The 18535-nt window shown below is 71.8% G+C and carries 15 protein-coding genes; 4 read left to right on the plus strand and 11 right to left on the minus strand.

The window, feature by feature from the left end; genetic code table 11:
* Positions 1-2 precede the first annotated feature (2 nt).
* From dapF to ACFVYX_RS13180, 3 genes are all read right to left on the minus strand, one after another.
* Complete coding sequence (dapF, locus tag ACFVYX_RS13170; protein ID WP_389681422.1) at positions 3-779, minus strand: diaminopimelate epimerase; 777 nt, start codon at positions 777-779, stop codon at positions 3-5.
* Positions 780-860: 81 nt separating this feature from the next.
* Positions 861-2273: a cation:proton antiporter gene (locus ACFVYX_RS13175; protein WP_389681423.1), complete on the minus strand. Its 1413-nt coding sequence runs from the start codon at positions 2271-2273 to the stop codon at positions 861-863.
* Between the two features lie 513 nt (positions 2274-2786).
* Positions 2787-3671 (minus strand): phytanoyl-CoA dioxygenase family protein, encoded by an 885-nt coding sequence (locus tag ACFVYX_RS13180; RefSeq protein ID WP_389681424.1) that lies wholly within the window; start codon positions 3669-3671, stop codon positions 2787-2789.
* Between the two features lie 483 nt (positions 3672-4154).
* Between ACFVYX_RS13180 and ACFVYX_RS13185 the strand changes: the two genes are divergently transcribed.
* Positions 4155-5084, plus strand: a complete 930-nt coding sequence (locus tag ACFVYX_RS13185) for a LuxR C-terminal-related transcriptional regulator (RefSeq protein ID WP_389681425.1) — start codon at positions 4155-4157, stop codon at positions 5082-5084.
* Between the two features lie 15 nt (positions 5085-5099).
* Here the strand turns inward: ACFVYX_RS13185 and ACFVYX_RS13190 are convergent, their stop codons facing one another.
* The 8 genes from ACFVYX_RS13190 to ACFVYX_RS13225 all read right to left on the minus strand — a co-directional run bounded on the left by ACFVYX_RS13190 (position 5100) and on the right by ACFVYX_RS13225 (position 16055).
* Positions 5100-5306: a Trm112 family protein gene (locus ACFVYX_RS13190; RefSeq protein ID WP_389681426.1), complete on the minus strand. Its 207-nt coding sequence runs from the start codon at positions 5304-5306 to the stop codon at positions 5100-5102.
* On the minus strand, positions 5303-6208 hold the full coding sequence (locus tag ACFVYX_RS13195) for a DMT family transporter (RefSeq protein WP_389681427.1): 906 nt from the start codon (positions 6206-6208) through the stop codon (positions 5303-5305). The genes ACFVYX_RS13190 and ACFVYX_RS13195 overlap by 4 nt, the downstream gene beginning before the upstream one ends.
* Before the next feature lie 3 nt (positions 6209-6211).
* Positions 6212-7006, minus strand: a complete 795-nt coding sequence (locus tag ACFVYX_RS13200) for a class I SAM-dependent methyltransferase (protein WP_389681428.1) — start codon at positions 7004-7006, stop codon at positions 6212-6214.
* Complete coding sequence (locus ACFVYX_RS13205) at positions 7003-8556, minus strand: condensation protein (protein WP_389681429.1); 1554 nt, start codon at positions 8554-8556, stop codon at positions 7003-7005. Before ACFVYX_RS13205 ends, ACFVYX_RS13200 begins: the two co-directional genes overlap by 4 nt.
* Positions 8553-12851, minus strand: a complete 4299-nt coding sequence (locus ACFVYX_RS13210) for an alpha-(1->3)-arabinofuranosyltransferase family protein (RefSeq protein WP_389681430.1) — start codon at positions 12849-12851, stop codon at positions 8553-8555. The genes ACFVYX_RS13205 and ACFVYX_RS13210 overlap by 4 nt, the downstream gene beginning before the upstream one ends.
* Positions 12852-12873: 22 nt before the next feature.
* Complete coding sequence (locus ACFVYX_RS13215) at positions 12874-13551, minus strand: class I SAM-dependent methyltransferase (protein ID WP_389681545.1); 678 nt, start codon at positions 13549-13551, stop codon at positions 12874-12876.
* 64 nt (positions 13552-13615) lie between these two features.
* On the minus strand, positions 13616-14842 hold the full coding sequence (locus tag ACFVYX_RS13220; protein ID WP_389681431.1) for a glycosyltransferase family 4 protein: 1227 nt from the start codon (positions 14840-14842) through the stop codon (positions 13616-13618).
* Between the two features lie 256 nt (positions 14843-15098).
* Entirely contained in the window at positions 15099-16055 is a 957-nt protein-coding gene (locus ACFVYX_RS13225) for a DUF3068 domain-containing protein (protein WP_389681432.1), read from the minus strand.
* A gap of 239 nt (positions 16056-16294) precedes the next feature.
* Here ACFVYX_RS13225 and ACFVYX_RS13230 point away from each other — a divergent pair, with 239 nt between their 5' ends.
* The 3 genes from ACFVYX_RS13230 (at position 16295) to ACFVYX_RS13240 (ending at position 18469) form a co-directional block, all read left to right on the plus strand.
* Positions 16295-16477: a hypothetical protein gene (locus tag ACFVYX_RS13230; protein ID WP_389681433.1), complete on the plus strand. Its 183-nt coding sequence runs from the start codon at positions 16295-16297 to the stop codon at positions 16475-16477.
* A gap of 82 nt (positions 16478-16559) precedes the next feature.
* A complete protein-coding gene (locus ACFVYX_RS13235; protein WP_389681434.1) occupies positions 16560-17747 on the plus strand; it encodes a PucR family transcriptional regulator in 1188 nt (395 codons plus the stop codon).
* A 551-nt stretch (positions 17748-18298) separates the two neighbouring features.
* Positions 18299-18469: a plantaricin C family lantibiotic gene (locus tag ACFVYX_RS13240; RefSeq protein ID WP_389681435.1), complete on the plus strand. Its 171-nt coding sequence runs from the start codon at positions 18299-18301 to the stop codon at positions 18467-18469.
* Positions 18470-18535: the final 66 nt, after the last annotated feature.

Here is an 18535-nt window from a genome sequence, read left to right on the forward strand (position 1 = left end):
GGTCAGAGCAGGGTCTCGCCCTCCGCGATGATGACCGCCGGGCCCCGCAGGTAGGTGGAATCGGCGCCCAGGATGACCGTCAGTGCTCCGCCGGGCACACGGACCTCCCATTCACCGCGGTCCTCGCCCGCGGCGCGCGCGGCGGCGACGGCGGAGGCGACCACCCCGGTCCCGCACGACGACGTCGTGCCCACGCCCCGCTCGTAGACCCGCATCTCGACGGCACGGCGGCCGACCATGCGGACGACCTCGACGTTGACGCCCTCGGGGAACCGGTTCGTGTCCACGTCCGGCGCCACGCTCAGGTCGAACGCGGATACGGGGTTCTCGACCACGCACGCCAGGTGCGGGTTCCCCGTGGCCACGTGCAGGCCGGACACCCGCCGGTCGCCGATCCCCGCGCTGGAGGTGCCGAGGACCTCGGCGGGCCCCATGTCCGCGGTCACGCTGCCTCTCGCGCCGAGTTCCACGGTCCGGAGTCCGGCCCGGGTCGCGACGTCGAACCGTCCGGGGGCGGCGAGCCCCTGGTCGACCAGGTAGCGGGCGAAGACCCGCAGACCGTTGCCGCACATCTCGGCGACACTGCCGTCGGCGTTGCGGTAGTCCATGAACCACTCGGCGTCCTCGCCGCGCACCACGCGCAGCACGCCGTCCGCTCCGATGCCCGTGTACCGGTTGCACAGGGCGGCCACGCGGGCGGGCGGCAGGTCGAGGCGGCCCTCCGGATCGGGAACGATCACGAAGTCGTTCTCGGTTCCGTGTCCTTTTGAAAACTTCACCAATTTCCCCTTACGGGCAGGGCCGGCGCGGGGCCCGCCACCCGCCGGGGGTGCGGGCCCCCGGCCGGCGGCGGGACCGGGTCAGCGGACCCCGGCGGGACGGCGTACGGGACGGCCGGACGCGTCCGACGCCTCGGACGGGTCCGCGGGCGCGACGACGTCCGCACCGGCCACGACGTCCCCGCCGGCCACGGCATCCCCGGCGTGCGCGGCGCCGACGGTGTCCGGGCCGTCGACCGGAGGCGCCGTCGGCTCCTCCCCGGAGCGGCCCCGGCGGATCAGGTCGAGCGCCGGCGAGGTCACGGCCGTGGTCAGCAGCGCCATCAGGACGAGGATCGAGAAGAGGTCCGGGCCGATCACGCCCAGGCTCAACCCCACGTTCAGGACGACGAGTTCCGTGAGGCCCCGGCAGTTCATCAGGGCGCCGATGGACATCGCGTCACGCCGGTTCTGTCCCGCGAGGCCGGCCGCGCCCGCGGCGCCGCCCCACTTGGCCAGGACGGCCACCGCGATGACCGCGGCCGCCCACAGCCACTGCCGGGGGTCGCTCGCCAGCAGCGTCAGGTCGGTCCTCAGGCCCGTCGTCACGAAGAACAACGGCAGCAGCACCGGCACGGTGAACGCCCGGAGGCGCGCGGCCTGGCGCTCGATGACCCGGCTTCCCCGCGGTGTCACGACGCCGAAGAGGAAGGCGCCGAAGAGGGCGTGCACCCCGATCTCGTCCGTGCCGAACGCGGAGAGGCACAGACCGCTGAACAGCACGACGAGCACCAGGCTCTCGGTGTACGCCCGTTCGGCCCGGCGCGCCCACCGGGCGAGGAGCGGCCGCACCACGTAGTACATGGCCAGCGTGAAGGCCAGGGCCGCCAGCGCGGTCGTCACGGCCTCGAAGGGCGAGCTGCTCTGCGCCGCGGCGACCACCACGGCAAGAAGGCACCACGCGGTGACGTCGTCCACCGCGGCGCAGGCCATCGCCAGCGCTCCCACCCGGGTCCGGTACAGCCCACGGTCGGTGAGGATGCGGGCCAGGACCGGGAAGGCGGTGATGCTCATCGACACCGCGATGAACATGACGAACTGCGGCTTCCCCACGCCCTCGGGCGCGAAGGAGCCGTACATGGCCAGCGCGAGCAGCGAGCCGAGGACGAGCGGCACGGCGATGCTCGCCTGGCTCACCGCCACCGCGGTCCTGCTGTGGCCGCGCAGCGAGCCGAGGTCGAGTTCGAGACCGACCAGGAACATGAAGGCCAGCAGGCCCAGGTTGCCCAGCACCCCGACGTACGGCAGCACCGAGTCGGGGAACAGCCAGGCCCCGGCCTGTGGCCAGAGCCAGCCGAGGAGCGAGGGACCGAGCAGGATGCCGACCGCGATCTCGCCCACCACGGGCGGCTGGCCGATGCGGCGGACCAGCTGGGCGCCGGCCTTGCAGGCCAGGATCACGACCGGCAGGGCGATAAGGATGTCGGGAAGGGGGTCAAGGGCACTCGTTGCCATCGGCTCTCCAGGAGAGGAAGGGTCAAGGGATTCGGACGCGGATTCCGGGCGATCCGGCGGCAGATCCATCGGGTTCGTCGGATTCGGCTCGAACTCGACGCGGCGCGGAGACGACTCGATGCGACGCGCCGCGTTGTGGGCCTCGGCTCGGTCTCGACTCGATGCGACGCCGATGGCATTGCCGTCGCACGGGAGGGTTCACGACCGGAAAGGATGTACGTCGGAAAGGGGTTCACGACGGGAAGGGCTCACGACGCCGGGAGACGTCGTATGCCGAAGGCGGGCGGCCCGCTCGCGAGCCGCCCGCCTTTCAGGGTCCGGAAATCCGTCCACGGCGACGGCGCGGGGATTTCCGGGGAGTACGGCGGAGGCCGGCCGGAGCACCGGTGGCCGTTTCCCCCTGTCCGGACAGGGGGAACGACCGGATTCCGGAACGCGGTTCTCGCACCGGCGCGCGGACGTCGGCCGCGGCGCGCCGTCCGGGGAGCGCGGGCCGCTCCGGGTGGCGGTGCCTCAGACGGCTTCGCGGGCCAGCGTGCGGGCCTCGCGGGTCTCGTCGAAGTAGGAGCTGGCGTACACCTGCTCGCCGTCGACCGAGGCGACCCGCTCGTTGTAGTCGCTGGGGACGGTGTAGTTGAAGACCGCACGCGGGTAGGCGAGCTGCTCGACGCGGTTCTTGTCGTACTTCGCGTCGACCGCGGAGAACCGAAGCACGTAGGCGAGGCGGGACGGGATCGGCCCGTCGCCCAGCGGGACGCTGCTGTGGAGGACGTACTTGTCGAACAGCAGGACGTCGCCCGGCTCGAAGGAGTCCTCGACCGCGAAGTGGTCCAGGAGGGACATCATCTCGGGAGAGTTGATCAGGCCGTTCTTCATGGCGCTGAAGTGCTCGTACGTGAGCTCGCTGCCGGACTCGATCTGGTCCTTCAGGTACTCCGGCACCAGGTTGATCTGCTGGTACACGAACTCGCCCGACAGCAGCTCCTTGGAGACGTACTTCATGCCGCCGCGCTGGTCGGTGGGGTCGATGCGGCACAGCGGCGTCCAGACCGTGTAGCCCATGTCCTCGCGGCGCTGGTAGCCGAAGCTCTGGCTGCCGACGTGCCAGGGGGCGCCGGTGCTCTTGTTCTTCTCCAGCTCGAAGCCGAGGCCCTGCGTGAAGAAGACCTGGTGGTCGATGAGCTGGGCCATGATCTCGGCGAAGGCCGGCTCGCCCATCAGCGAGAGAATGGTCGGGTCGTCGTTGCACATGTCGTACTTCAGCCGGCTGAAGCCCGCGCCGTAGTTGTCGGACGGCGCGCTGACCTGCGAGGTGCCCAGCTTCCGCATGTGTTCGATGAGCTCGGGCGAGAAGATGTTCCGGAGCTTCACGAAGCCGTGCTTCTTGAAGTGCAGCACATCTTCTTCAGTGACAGAGAAATTCGGGTTGATCACGTGGAATCCCAGATCGTTGCAAACTGTCGAGACAGCGCACCGCACCATCTCCTGAACATGAGGAATCAACGGGCGCGGAGTTGATTTCTACGGCGAGAACCGGAAGTCAGCCCCACTGCGAGTCGTCCGTCAGCGCGCTCGTGGCGGTGGTTCCGTCCGCAATGACCCCACCGGTGTTCACGGAGACTCCGAGAGCCACCAGGAAAGTGACTGCGAGCGCTCCGAGAATGCGATGGAGAGCGTTCTTCTTCTGCATTTCGTCCCCCTGAACGGCTGGTCGGCCAACTCGTTTTGGCCCGTGACAAGAATCATGCGCCCCCTTCCGCGCCACACCCAGCGAGATGAAGGATCATGATCCAGCAACGCAGGGACCTGAAGGATGAACAGATGTGTAGAAAATCAGACATAGGGGCAGGAACCAGTGCTTCCGAAGTCTGCGAAGAGGGCTTGCTCTTCTACTCCGAGGCATGGACGGCGACCCCGTCCGCCGAGGGATGCCCCGAATGCCTGCTGACCCTGGGACTCCTCCAGCGGGCGCCCGACGGCACCCTCGTCCCCATCCCTCCGGGGCTGGCGGCCGACACCCTGATGCGCCCCCTGGAAGCGGTCATCGCGGAGAAGCAGCGCACCCTCGCGGCGGCCCGGGCGTCCATCCACCGCGCCGAGGAGATCTACCGGTCCAGCTACCGCACCAGCAGCGCGCCGGTCCGCGAGATCACCGGCGCCCCGGTCATCAGCGCGGCCCTGGCATCGGCCGTCAGCTCCGCCCAGGAGGAGCTCCTCACGGCGCAGCCCGGCGGCGGCCGCCCCCGGGAACTCCTGGAGAAGGCCCTGGCCAGCGATCTGCTCGCGCTCGGCCGCGGGGTACGCCAGCGCACCATCTACCAGCACACCGTCCGCTCGCACGGCCCGACGCTGTCCTACGTCGAGCGGGTCCTGGAGGCCGGCGGCGAAGTCCGTACGCTCAACGAGGTCTTCGACCGGCTCATCGTGGTGGACCGGAAGATCGCCTTCATCCCCGACCCCGCCCAGGAACGCCACACGGTCGCCCTCGCCATCGAGCACCCCGGCACGATCCGCTACCTCGTCGGGATCTTCGAGCACGCCTGGGAGCGCGCCACGGCCCTCGCCCACGCTCCCACCGAGCACCGGCCGCCGCTGCTCACCGACCAGACCCGCCAGGCGATCCTCCAGCTGATGGTGAACGGCTACACCGACGAGTCCATCGCCGCCCGCCTGGGGATGAGCACCCGGACCGTGGCGAACCACGTGCGGAAGGCCTCGGAGCTCCTGGGCAGCAAGAGCCGCGCCCAACTCGCCTACCTGGTGGGCAGGACGGGGCTCCTCAACACCGACGCCGAGGAGCCCACCCTCTGACGGCGACGTTCAGCCTCACGCGTCGTGCGCGCTCTCGACGGCGGGTTCCTCCGCGACGGCGGGCACCCCCGAGGAGGGAAGGAGCTGCGGGATGCCGTCGACGATCGGATAGCTCCGGCGCAGGCGCGGATTGTAGAGAGCGCCCCCTCTCTCGTCGAGGAGCAGCGGCCCCTTGTCGAGCGGGCAGGCGAGGATCTTCAGCAGCGGGCTGTCTGGCTTCATGGCCGGGTTCCTTCGGATGTGGGGGTGTTCTCGTCGTGGCGCGGCAGGGTGAGCAGGACCGTCAGGGCGAGCACGGTGCCACCGAGACGCAGTAACAGCCGCAACGGGTCGTCGGGCAGCGGCTCGTCGAACGCGATCGTGCCGCTCACGATGGTGAACACACAGGTCACCGTCGAGCACACCGGGACGATGAGCGACGCACGGCAGCGCTGCAGCGCGGTCTGCGACAGCACGAGGCCGCTGACTCCCGTGAGCAGCAGGAGGTACGGGTACGGGGAGGCGAGCACGGCGGGGACGGAGCCCAGGAGGTCGGAGGTGTCGAGGTGCCCGGAGACGCCCTTGACCGCGAGCGAGCTGACGCCGTAGATCAGACCGACCGCGACCGCGTAGGCCACTCCGGTGGTCGGCTGCCGATGGCGCCTGCGGGCGCGCCGCTCCGCCGCGGCGTAGAGCACGAGACCGGCCACGAGGGTGGGCAGGCTCAGCGCGAGGAGGATGCCCGTGGGAGCGGTCCGGCTGATCTCCTCGCTGGTCTCGTACAGCGAGGCCACCACCATCACGAGCGCCAGGCCGATGACGGCCACCGCACGCCGCTCGTGGCCGGAGGGGCGCTCGCCGAGCACCACCGACGAGAGCACGAGCAGGAGGACGAGACCGGACAGGAACAGGCCCTGGGCGGCGGCGATCGGCAGGGTGCGGTAGACGGCCAGCTGAGCGGCGAACCCAAGCGCCAGCGCCATGGCCCCGCAGATCCACAGGGGACGGCCGGCAAGCAGGAGGAGGGCCCGGCCCGGCTGTGCGGCACTCAGCGGCGGCATGCCGGCCAGCGCCCGCTTCTCCAGGACGAAGCCGGTGCTGTACAGGACGTTCGCCACCAGCGCCGCGGCCACACCCCACACCACGGGTCACACCCTTCTCGCGTGCACGAGCAGGATGGAGGCGAGCGACGGCACCCCACAAGCCAGCCGGTCCAGGGGACGGAGCGGGCGCGGGACTCCGTGGAACGGCGCACCGGCGACCTTCACCACCTCGAACCCGGACGCCGCCACGAAGGCGCGGAGCGCACGCGCCGTGTACAGCCGGAGGTGGCCCACGACCTCGCTGCCCGGCCGGCCGTGGATGCGGCGCAGACTCACCTCCGAGAACACCGGCTGGACGCCGGCGAGCAGCAGCGCGCGGTTGTACCAGGCGGCGAGGTTCGGCGTCGAGAGCATGAGGTGCCCGCCGGGTCGCAGGACCCTGTGCAGTTCGTCGAGGGCGCTGTCGGGGTCGACGAGGTGCTCGACGACCTCGCTGAACAGCACGGCGTCGGCACTGCCGGAGGCGAACGGCAGCCCGCCGCCGGTCAGTTCGCCGCGGACGACCTCGCTCAGGCGGGGCGCCGCCCGGCGCAGGGCGTCCTGCGACCAGTCGATCCCCACGACGCGGTGCCCGTCGAGCACGCGTGCGGCGGTCGCGCCCGCCGAGCCGTCCCCGCAGCCCACGTCGAGGACGGTCGCGGCCGGGCAGCCGGGCCCCACGGGTCCGAGCGCCTCGGCCAGCATCCGGGCCTGCCGCAGTGTCCGTGCCTCCCCGGAGGCGACGGGAACGGTGGGGTTCTCGTAGAAGTCCCGCAGCCCGGGGACGCGCCGGCCCGGCGACGTCACCGCCGCCTCGGGCGACGTGCCGGTTGCTGCCGAGCCGGTGGCTGAGCGGGTCATGACGGCCTCTTGTGGTTGTCCTGGGGGGAGCGGGTCCCCGCCGTCGTCGTGTCCGGGCGCGGTGTGTCGCGGCGGTACGGCCCGTCCGGGATCTCGGCGGCGTCCTCGGCCGAGGCGCCCACCGCCGAGACGCCCCCGTCCGCGGTGAGAGACGTCGTCGACAGCGACTCCGCGAACAGATCCGCCAGTTCCGCACCGGCCGCGTCACCCAGCAGCGCCCGCGACCAGCGCAGCGACACATGCAGTCGCCCGCCGGTGGAGGCCGCGGCCACGCTCAGCCCGCGCGGCATCCGCGCCGGTGCGGAGAACCACACGGCCGTCGCCCGGCCGGCGTCGCCGAAGTCCAGTGCGTACGGCACGCGTCCGATGTTGGTGACCAGCGCCGTCGACGTCCAGGACGCCGCCGCTCGCCGTGCGCCACGGGTGAGCACTCCCCGGACACCGACCGGCAGCAGCGGTGCGGTCAGCAGACTCGCCCCGGCGCCCATGGGGGCGCCCTGGGCCGACTTCAGCGCACGGGTGCGCCGTGCGGTGGTGCGCAGCAGCCGGGCCACGGCCTCCGGGTCCGGCTCCTCACCGAGCAACAGCTCCGTGTCGCGCGGGTCCTCGGGGGCCATGGCCACCTCGACGAGCCGGGTCCCGTTGCCCATCGGCATCTCCGCGCCGCGCGGACGGTCGTCGACGGGCATCGTGATCCGCACCGGCCCGGCCGGCCGGCCTCGTGAGACATTCCAGCGGCCCACCGTCAGCGAGGCGGCGACCAGGAGCTGGTCGTTGACGGTCCAGGGCGGTAGGTCCCCGTTCCGCGCCGCACGCCCCGGAAGGGGCAGGTCCGTCTGCACCATGCCGTTGCCCACGGCGCGGGCGCGTACCGGGCCGGGCCGGGAGTCCGGCGCGACCCGTACGGGTCGCGCCCGGAGGGTGCGGCCGGTGCCGCCGGTCCCGCTCACAGCCGGACCCGAGCGCCCCGGCCGGACCCGCCCGGCTATCGGGAGGGCTGCCGTGCCGCCGTACTGTTCGGCGGTCGTGGCGAGCACCCGCAGCCCCGACGGCGCGTCGAGAGCCGTGTGATGCGTCGTCAGCAGCAGCACGGTCCCGGTGCCGGAAGGCACCGCCGACGGCTCCTGTCCCCCGGTTCCCTCGTCCACCCGGACAACTTCCAGGCGCATCGGCGGCGACAGGGTGAGCGGCGGGCACTCCGTCAGGGCCCGGGACCGGGCCCGCGCCAGGGCGTCGGGTCCCGGCGCCGCGATGCGCACCGGATCCGTGTCCGGCCGACCGGTCAGCTCCCAGGCGAAGGACCGCCGGTGCCCACGGTCCGGTACCTCGCGTGCCAGCACCCGGGGGTGTGCGAGGAGCGCCCCCCGGAACGCGGCCCGGAGCCGTTCCGGATCCAGCGTTCCGGGCAGGTGGACCTCGATGTGCACGGTCTCCGGTTCGTCGTCGCTGAGGCAGTGGCGCGACACCTCGTCGACGGTCGGAAAGGGAATCCGGACCCCGCCGGGAGGGGTGGCGGTCCCCCTCCCGGCGGCGGTCCATGGTGCTGTCACGAGGGGCCACCGCCTTCCGGCCGCCAGAGGGGCGTCTCGGGCCGGTGCCCGCCGTCGGTGCTGCGCGGCCTTGCCGTGACCACCGGTCCCGCTTCCGGCGAACTTCCGTCACCTCCACGCCCGTCGTCGTCTTCACGCCCGTCGTCGTCCCCGCGTCCTGCGGGCGCGGCCGTCGGCCGTACCGCCGTCACCAGCGCGGCGGACAGAGCCACAAGGGTGAGCACCTGCGCCAGACCGCTGAACGCTCCCGCCCCGTCGGCGACCGGTTCCCCGGCGCCGAGGGCCGCGACGAGCCCGGCGCCGGCCATTGCCGCCGCCGCTGTCGGCATCAGCACGCCCGGCCGGAACCGCGACGCCACGGCGAGCACGGGCACGACCAGGGCCAGCGGCCCCGCCGCCACCGCGACGACCGCGGTCAGCGCCAGGGTGCCGAGCAGCATCCCCGGGGCCGCCGGTTCGGGCAGCCGCTCCTCGGCGCCGTGGTCCTCGCGCCGGCGGCCCGCGAAGGCCAGGGCCGCCAGGGCGGCCAGGGTGAACGCACCGCCGATCAGGGCTGCCCGGTACGACCCGGAGGGCTCGAACTCCATGGTCACCGTGCCGGACGCGCCGGCCGGGATCACCCAGGCCTGCTGCCAGCCGTCGAGGCGTACCGGCTCGAGCTCCGTGCCGTCCAGGGTCGCCTTCCAGCCGTCGTTGGCGTTCTCGTGGGTCCGCAGATAGGCGGCCTCGCCGGCGCCCGCCGACACCGAGACGGTCCGGTGGTCGTCGGTCCACCGGGTGACGGTGGCCTCACGGCCCACCGCTCCCTCCAGCGCCCGCGGGGTGCCGCGGGTCAGCGTGACGCCGGTGATCGCCAGCGGGCCCGCGTCGGCCGCCTCCACCTCGTGGTCGCCGGAAGGAAGCTCCAGGGTGCCGTCCTTCTCCTCGCCCGCGCAGAGGGTGACGGTGACGGGGCGCCGCTCTGTGAGGTCCCGGACGAGTCCGGAGGCCTTCGTCTTGTGCAGGACACCGCCGACGGCGAGGTCCGGGCCCTCGCCGCACGGCAGCGAGAAGCGCGCGGACGGCTTCGGCCGCGGCACCCGCAGATCGGCCAGGGCGGGGACGTGCACCTCGCTCAGCCCGACCGGCAGCTGCACCTGCGCGCCGGCCACCGGGTTGTGGACGGTGAGAGGCGCGACCCTGGTGATCGTGATGTCGAGCCGGTCCGTCTCGATCTCCGGGAAGTGGGCGCGTCCGTTCTCGTCCACGTCGGCCACCGCGGCGCCGTACGGGGAGCTGATCATCACCTGCTCGGGCCGGGAGGACACTCCGCCCGCCGCCGCGAGGATGATCTCGTCGATCTTCTTCTTCCCGGGCCAGCTCAGGTGGACGACCGGCCGGTCGCCCGCGATCCAGGCGGTCGTCAGATCACCGTCGACCAGGTTGCGGGCGCCGAGCGACGCGCCGTTGCGGCTCGTGGAGTCCACGGCGGCGGTCAGCCGGTTCTTCGATCCGGGGGCCGCGCGGTCGAGCAGTTCGTCCAGTGCGCCGCCGGGCACGGCGACGGCTCGCGCCGACACCTGGTACTCGCCCGATTCCTTGGTGCTGAACTGCCGGTGCAGTCCCACCTCGGCCGAGGCGGGAGACAGTCCTCCCGCGTCGGTGCCACGGTGCAGGGAGTACACGGTCGCCGCCGCGTCGGTGTCCGCCGCGTCGGCGGGCAGCACCAGCATGCGCGTCACCTGCACGTCCGGAATCGACACCTCGGAGAATCCCGCCCCGGAGAGGCTCGGGCGCGCCTGCTGCGCGGCGAGGACGGTGATCCTCATCCAGGAGGCCTCGCCGGCGGGAGCCTTGACGGTCTGCGGCAGGCCGTTCGTCTGCAGGGGGCTGTCGGCCGAACCACGGTCGGTCTCGATCCGCACCTGGGTGGGCGCCGCGCGCATGGCGTCGCCGGGCAGGGGTGTCAGCTGGAGGGAGGCCGGGATGTCGGTCGGCCGGGAGAAGTCCACGCGGAGCCACTGTCCGACCGGCTTGCCCGGGCTGCCCTCGGCCCACGCGGTGTCCGGGTTGCCGTCGAAGGCGTTCACCGGGTCGTACTGCGGCAGGTGGAACAGCCAGTTGCCGCTGGTGGATGCCGTCACGGCCTTGGCGCCGCGCAGCACCGCCGTCGTCTGATGGTCGGCGCCCTCCGACGGCAGGATCTGCTTCGGGTTCTCACCCGGGTTCTGCATGCTGCCGGAGTGGTTCCGCTCGTCCGCGGTGTAGGTGTACGAGGTGTTGTTGTTGACCAGGCCGAACCGGGTGTCGGCCCGGCGCAGACCGTCCGCGACCGCCTTCACCGGTGCGACGACGCCCTGGGGAAGCCTGTCCCCTGCCAGTACGGCCGGTCGCCCGGCCATCGAGGCGTCGGCGGACAGCTGGAGCAGCGCCTCGGGCCCACCACTGACCAGGGCCGTGTCGGCCACGGCCGTGACACCGACCCTGCCGGGCCGCGCGTCCTGGCCTTGCGGCTGGTAGATCTCCACGGCCTGGAGCCGCGGATAGAGCCCCTGCACCTGGAGCGGGGTGTCGGCCGCTATGCGTCCACCGGTCACCAGCGGGCCGAACCCGGTGGCCTTGCGGTAGCCGGACGATTCCAGGGTCCGCTTCACCGTCTGCGGCGGGACGTAGCCGATCTGGTCGGGGTCGAGGTCGTTGCGGACGACCACCTCGTGCATGCCGGCCCGTGCGAGGTACGCCCGGAGGCCCGGGACCTCGGTGCCGGACAGCAGCGCCTGCTCGACGGCGTCCGTCATACGGCGTGCTCCGGGGGTGCCGAAGGGGACGAAGTCCCGCTGCGCCCAGGGGGTGTCGGCCAGGACGTCGAAGGGCTGGTCGATGGGGGAACCCCAGGTGTAGATGCCGTGCGCCGTCGCGGGGACGACCAGTGCCCGGCTGTTCGGGGCGTTCTTCTCGAGCCAGCCGGCGGCCTGCTCCCAGTGGGTGGGGAGCTTGGTGAACGCCCCGGGCTGGAGGATCGATCCGTTGACGTACGGGAGCGCGAGACCCGGCAGGACCAGCACCGCCGCCGTCGCGGGCACCCAGCGGCGGCCGCGGAGCGCGCGAGAACCCCTGCTCTCGGACAGTACGGCTGTCAGATGGGCCAGGCCGAGGGTGAGCGCGAGGGCCAGTCCCGGCTGGAACTTGTAGATGTTGCGGAAGGGCTTCAGCGGACCGTTCAGCCAGTCCTGGACGGCACCGTGGAACGGACCGCCGAAGGCTCCGCCGTACCCGGCGAGGGCGATCAGGACGACGGCCAGGACGGTCAGCAGCAGCCAGCGGCGCTCCGGCAGGTCCCGCCGGGCCAGGCCCGCGAGGCCGAGGGCCGCGGCGAACGCCGAGCCGAGGACGGTGACGACGGAGGTCGCGACGGTCCAGCCGGCCGGCAGCCACGCCTCACCGAAGTTCAGATAGGCCACCCAGTTGCCGGCGCCCCGGAGCAGCTCGGTCGCGGACATGGTGGCGGTGGTGGTGTCGGCCTGCTCGACGTACGGCATGAAGTTCTCGCCGTATCTGCCGAGCAGGAGCAGGGGCACCACCCACCAGACGGTGGCGAGCACGACACCCGGTGCCCACCAGCCGAGGAGTGCGCGGCGGCGCCGGCCGGGCGGGCGGCTGAGGAGGTACAGGCCCACGGGCAGCAGCGCGGCCAGTGTCGAAGCGGCGTTCACGCCGCCCATGAAGGGGATCAGCAGGGCCGAACGGGCGGCGGCCTTCCGGGGGCTCAGCGCCGCCGAGGTCAGCGGCAGCAGCACCCAGGGCAGCAGAGCGCCGGGCAGCGCGGCGGCGGAGGTCGACCCGATGACGATCGTGAAGGTGGGCCAGAGCGCGTAGACCACGGCGCCGAGGACCCGGGTCGCGGGCGTACCCACGCGCAGCCGCTCGGTGAGCCTGAGCGCGCCCCAGAAGGCGGCGGTCACGATGACCGAGAGCCAGAGCCGTTCGGCCAGCCAGACCGGGACCTGCAGCAGGTCCATGAGGGCGTAGTAGGGAAGCGCCGGGAAGGCGTAGCCGACGTACTGGTTGGCTATGCCGCCGAGGCCGACGTTCCCGTTCCACAGCGAACCGAGGTCGCCGAGGAAGCGCCAGGGGTCGAGGGCGACGCCGAGTTTGGTCTCGAACGTCATCTTCCCGGGCGACACCGCGAGGAACGCCACAAGGACGACGGCCCAGAAGCCGAACAAGAGACGTCGTCCGCGCGGCTCGCCGGACGCGTCCGGCGGCGTCGGGCCGGGCTGCGGCACCCGGGGGGGCGCCTGGACCACAGTGGTCATGACCGTTCCTCGCTTCGCATGCTCATGGGCTTCGCCTGAGAATCAGCAGCAGATTCCAGGTGGCGATCTCGCGGAGTCCCGGCACCCGGGTGATCGTGCTCGCGAGGAACGGCCAATAGCGTGACCGCGCTGTCACGACCTGCACGTCGTCGCGACCGCGGACGTGCCGCAGGGTGGAACCGATGTGGACGGGGAAGAGGTTGTCGCCGAGCGTGTGTTTGGCCGCCCGGCCGGTGCGCCGTTCGTACCGCGCGCGGGCCCGGTCCGCTCCGAGGTAGTGCCACGGCGCGGTCTCGTGGCCTCCCCAGGGCGAGAGCCAGTTGGTGAACGACAGGTAGATCAGTCCGCCGGGGCGGGTGACCCGTGCCATCTCGCTGATGAACGTCTGCGGGTCCGCCACGTGCTCAAGCACGTTGGAGGAGAAGCACACGTCCGCGGCGCCGTCGGCGAGCGGCAGCAGATATCCGTCGGCGAGGACCGCGTCCTCGGTGACGGCGCCGCGGGCGCTCAACTCCCGCGGGTCGGGCTCGAAGAGGTAGCTCTGCGCGCCACGGCGGCGGAACTCCTCCGTGAAGTGGCCGCTGCCGCCGCCGATGTCGACGACGATCTTGCCGGTCAGGTCGACATGGCGTGCCACCTGTGCGACCGAGTCACGGGCCAGCAGGGTGTAGCACCGCTCGGGATCGCGGGGTTCGCTCATGAACGCCCGGAAGAGGGCGGCCGATCGCCTCAGCGAGGGATCCTTGAAGCAGCGGTCGGTGGTCTCAGCCACGGCCGCTCCCGCCGCGTCCCGGGGTCGCGGCGCGGGCCGCGGCCTCGGCGGCGACGGCCTGGAACTGACGGACCGTCGCGCTCCAGCGGAAGCGCTGGGCTCGGTGGGCGGCGGCACGCCCCATGACCGCGCGCCGCTCGGAACTGAGGGACAGGGTGCACCACGCGGCGGCGAACGAACTCTCGCCCCGGGCGAGGACCCCGGTCCTGCCGTCCTCGACGGAGTCACGCAGGCCGGGTATGTCGAATCCGATCGCGGGGGTGGCCCGCGCGGCCGCCTCGGTGACGACAAGGCCCCAGCCCTCGACGAGGGAGGGGTGCAGCAGCAGCCAGGCCTCGCACATCAGCCGGTGCTTCTCGGCTTCCGACACCCGGCCGGCGAACGTCACGCCGGGGCCCGCCATGGCTTCGAGCCGTTCCCTTTCGGGGCCGTCACCCACGATGACGAGTCGGCCGCCGGTGACGGGGCGCACCCGCTCCCACAGGCGGAGGAGCAGGTCGATGCGTTTGTACTCGACCAGCCGGCCGACGGCCAGGAACAGCGGTTCCCTCGCCTCGGGCAGCAGGGGGCCGGGGTCTTCGACGCCGTTGTTGACGATCCGGATGCGGTCCGCGGCCACGCCGATGTCGCGCAGTTCGGATGCGGTCGACTCGGAGACGGCCACCATCAGGTTGTCCCGGTGGATACCGGTCAGTGCCCAGTGCTCCAGTCTGCGTCCGAGGCGTGCCGCCGGACCCGGGTAGCGCATCTGCCAGAGATCCGTGTGCACGTGGTTGACCAGACACAACGTTGCTCCGCGGTGCCACAGCGGCGCCAGGTACGGCATGCCGTTGCACACTTCGACCAGCAGGTCGCAGGTGCCGACCTCGCGGGCGAAGGTCGCCTTGGCACGGGGGAAGTGACTCGCGTCGCCGCCCGCGGAGACGACCCGGTAGTCACGTGCGGCGGCCGGGCCGCCGCACACGAGCGTGACCTCGTGGCCGCCGGCGGTCAGACCTTCGGCTATCCGGTCGATGAGGAGTTCTGAACCGCCGGCGGCCTCGTTGGCCAGGTCACGACGGGCGAGGAAGGTGATCCGACGCGGCGCGGGCGCCGCGAAGGACGCGTCGTGCGGGTCGGGGGCGAGCGGTCCGGTGACGTGGCTGCCGGTGCGGGCTTGCGCGGGGACGGAACGGGAGTCCTTCTGGCCCGGGGCCAGAGCGGACGAGCGCTGGGGCATAGGGGTGCTCCAACTCGGCGGCTGCGGGTGGAATACGCATGAGGGTGTGCCGGGCTTCCGGGGATGAAGCGCTGGGCTGGCTCGTACTGAAGGTGTGGCGGGCACTGCGGGTGCCGCGGTGGGGGGCTGCCGGGCGTGGCAGCCTCCAGGCGGAAACGTTCGCCTTACCGCGGGGTAACATCAGTCTTCGTTCAGGGATTCGTTCCGGCTACTCACCCGGATGACAATTTCGGGACTTTGGGCAGCCCCGTTTTCCTCACTCCGTTGAGTGTTCGGCCCGCCGGGAGCCGCGGATCAGCAGCACGGTGCCGGCGACGGCCAGCAGACCGCCCGCGAGGCCTCCCCAGAGGGGCGCGGTCTCACCGAGCAGCTTCAGCCGGCCGCTGTCCGCGGAGGCCAGCTCGACCTGCTCGCGCCGCGTCCCGTCGGTGAACTCCAGCCGGTCGCTGGCCAGCAGGGTGACGGCGTCCTTCGGTGAACCCGGGGCCCGCAGCGTCTTCTTCGGCGCGATCAGCGCGTTCATGATCCGCCCCGTGCGCTGGTCCACGGTCAGCTCGATCCTCGCGTTGGAGTACCACTCCTCCGCCGGCACCTGGCCGGGTTTCGAGCTGCCCACCAGCACGCCGGGCACCAGCCGGGTGCCGGTCGCGGTGGCCTCGACGCTGCCGGTGAACCGGTAGCCCTCGCGGCCGTTCACCCGGGTGACCTCCTGGAACTCCAGCGGCACGGCGGCGCCCAGGGTGCTGTCCCACCAGGAGTAGGCGCGCTTCTCGACGTCGAACGGGAACTTCAGATAGGCCTCGCCCTCGAACGCGGGCTTCTCCTCGCAGCAACGCACCGGCAGGTTCGTCCGGCGGTCGGTGACCCAGCGCTCGGTGGTCCACTGCAGGGACTTCCGCGGGTCGCGCAGCGGCCGCGTCTTCGGTGTGTCGATCTGGGTCGACACGTCCCAGATGGCCTTTCCGCTGCGCTCACCGGCCGCGACGTCCCCCAGTACCCGGCGGGTGATCGTGATCGTCTGGCCGTCCACCGTGGAGACGGACCCGGTGTCGAAGTAGCTGCCCCGACCGGTGAAGACCGTCGTGGAGTCCACGTCGGTCGGGGTCCGTTTGGCACGCGGCTCCACGTACCAGACAAGCAGCTGGGTGAGGACCAGCAGGAAGACTCCGAACCCCAGCAGGACCAGGGAAAAAGGCGATAGTGAGCGACGCATGTGGGTACTCCGATACGGGCGCGACGTGCGGGGGCTCGTGGGCCGTGTGGGAAGGGGGCACACACACGGGGTGCAGCCTGTCCGGGGCAGAAAAGGGATACCCGGCAGTAACAGTGACTGTGGACCGCGAAATTAGGCGGCCCTTGACCATCTGTCAATGCGCCTCCCATACTGGCCGCGCCGGACCGGGCCGGCGCGCTGGGTGACAGACCTCGATCAACGAGAGGCCGATCATCCTCATGCCCAGACTGCTCGCCGCCTTCCTGACCTGCGCCGCCTCCGCCCTCCTGGCCGCCGGCGCCGCCTTCGGAATCGTCACCGCTCTCGACGCCACACCCGAGCCGCAGAATGTGCCGCTCGTCACGTTCCCCCCACCGCCCGCGGACGGCACGTCCAGCACGGCAGGCTCCGGTGCGGACTAGTTTGGGACATGCAGGCCGCAGCCCGAACGTGCAGGGACCGGACAGGAGCGGTGCCGTGGAAGCGTCGTCAGCGTGGCACGACGTGCCACGAGAACGTGTGCAGAAGTTCGCCGACCGTGCCCTGGAGCAGGTCCCCGAGCTGGCACAGGACATCCTCGCCGCGATCCGGCGGGAGTATCCGGGTCTGGTGCTGCTCCCCGACGAGTCCGGAGAGCTGAAGGCCCTGGTGGCGATCCGGCACGCGCTCGAGCTCTTCGTGGAACAGATGGCCACGGGGTCGCCCCGGCCGCCCGCCCTCCCGGAGCTGTTCCGGGACTTCGGCCGCGGCGAGGTCTCGCAAGGGCGCAGTCTGGACTCCCTGCAGGGGATCTACCGGCTGGGCGTGCGCCTCTCCTGGCGGCGTATGGCGGAGATCGGCCAGCAGGTCGACATCCCGCCCTCGGCCATGTACGAGCTCGCCGCGTCCGCGTTCGAGTACCTCGACGTCATGGTGGCCCAGTCGGTACGCGGCTACGCCGAGGCCGTCGCCCGCCAGGCCGGGGAACGCCTGCGTCTGCAGCGTCTTCTCGTCGATCTCCTGCTCACCGAACACCGCGCGGATCCGACCGCCCTGCTCGCCGACCGCGCGGCCGACCTGGGCTGGCAGCTGCCCGGGAAGGTGGCGGTGGCGGTGCTGCTCCGCCCCGCCCAGGAGGCCGTCGCCCCCGCCGTGGGCGACGAGATGCTGCTCGACATGGAGGGCACACAGCCGCGTCTGGTCGTACCGGACCCGGACGCCCCCGGACGCGCGGAGCTGCTGGACCGGGCGGTGACCGGCTGGTCCGGGGCGATCGGCCCGTCGGTCCCGCTGGCGGAGGCCGTCACGTCACTGCGCTGGGCGGAGGCCGCGGTCGGGATGATCGAGCAGGGTCTGCTGCCACGCGGGCGGCTCCTGCACTGCGGCGAGCACGTCGAAGCGCTGGTGCTGCTGCCCGCGGGTGAGCTGATCGACGATCTGGCGCGGCGGCGGCTGGCGCGGCTGGACGAGGCCGGCGGCCCGGCGCACGCCCAACGGCTCGCCGAGACGCTGCTGGCCTGGCTGGAAACTCGGGGTGGTGCTCCCGAGGTGGCCGCCCGGCTCGGAGTCCACCCGCAGACCGTGCGCTACCGCCTGAGGCAGCTCCGTGAGTTGTGGGGCGACGACCTGGACGACCCGGACCGCCGCTTCGAGCTGGAGCTGGCGCTCCGCACCCGGCGGCTGCGCGGGGACCTGGCCCCACCGCCCGGCTGACCCCGGGACGGCGCGGGCGAAGCGGGGAGCCCGGGGTCCCCTGCGCGAGGAACACTGCCGGCGGTGCGTCACCTCCCGCCGGGTGCGGACCGGCCGAGATCGTCTCCCTCCGCGTGGAACCCGACCCAGTCCCTCCCGCCGGGTGCGGACCGGCCGGGCGTGACACCGGATGACCTACGGCTACGAAAGTATCGCGAGCGAAAATTGGCCGATCGCATTCGATCCCCTATTCGCCGCGCATATCCAGTGCATCGGTCGCGCATACGACCGCGCCCGAATCCGCTGGGAAATGAACTGCACCAAGTTGCCAGCACCCTGGCAGGATTCGGCCACGTGGCATCAAAGCCGCAGCTCAGTGGTGCCGTCGAGGGCTCCCCCAACATCACCGGAAACGCATTTCAGTGACCCGACCCGCAACCGATGGGTTGTGGACTGGCTATCGGCGCGCATAGCTTTCCCTCGTCGCTCAGCCGGGCGACGAACCATGGGCCGAAGGTTTTTCCGCAGAATGGCCCATCGGATATACGCGGCCGGATTGGATGTGAATTCACATGAACAACTTCGACGGTGACATCTCGCTCATCGAGGAGATCGCGGAGCAGGACTTCGACGGCGTCGCCTATGGCGCGTGCTCGACCAACACGTTCTCGCTCTCCGACTTCCTCGGCAACAACGGCGGCTGGTGCACGCTGACCAAGGAGTGCCAGCCCAACTGCAACTGAGCCCGAAGGGCTGGGCACGGACCGGGGGCGGGGAGCGGCTCATGCTCCCCGCCCCCGGCGCAACGT

It is taken from the genome of Streptomyces sp. NPDC058326 (genome assembly GCF_042879855.1).
Taxonomy (GTDB): domain Bacteria; phylum Actinomycetota; class Actinomycetes; order Streptomycetales; family Streptomycetaceae; genus Streptomyces.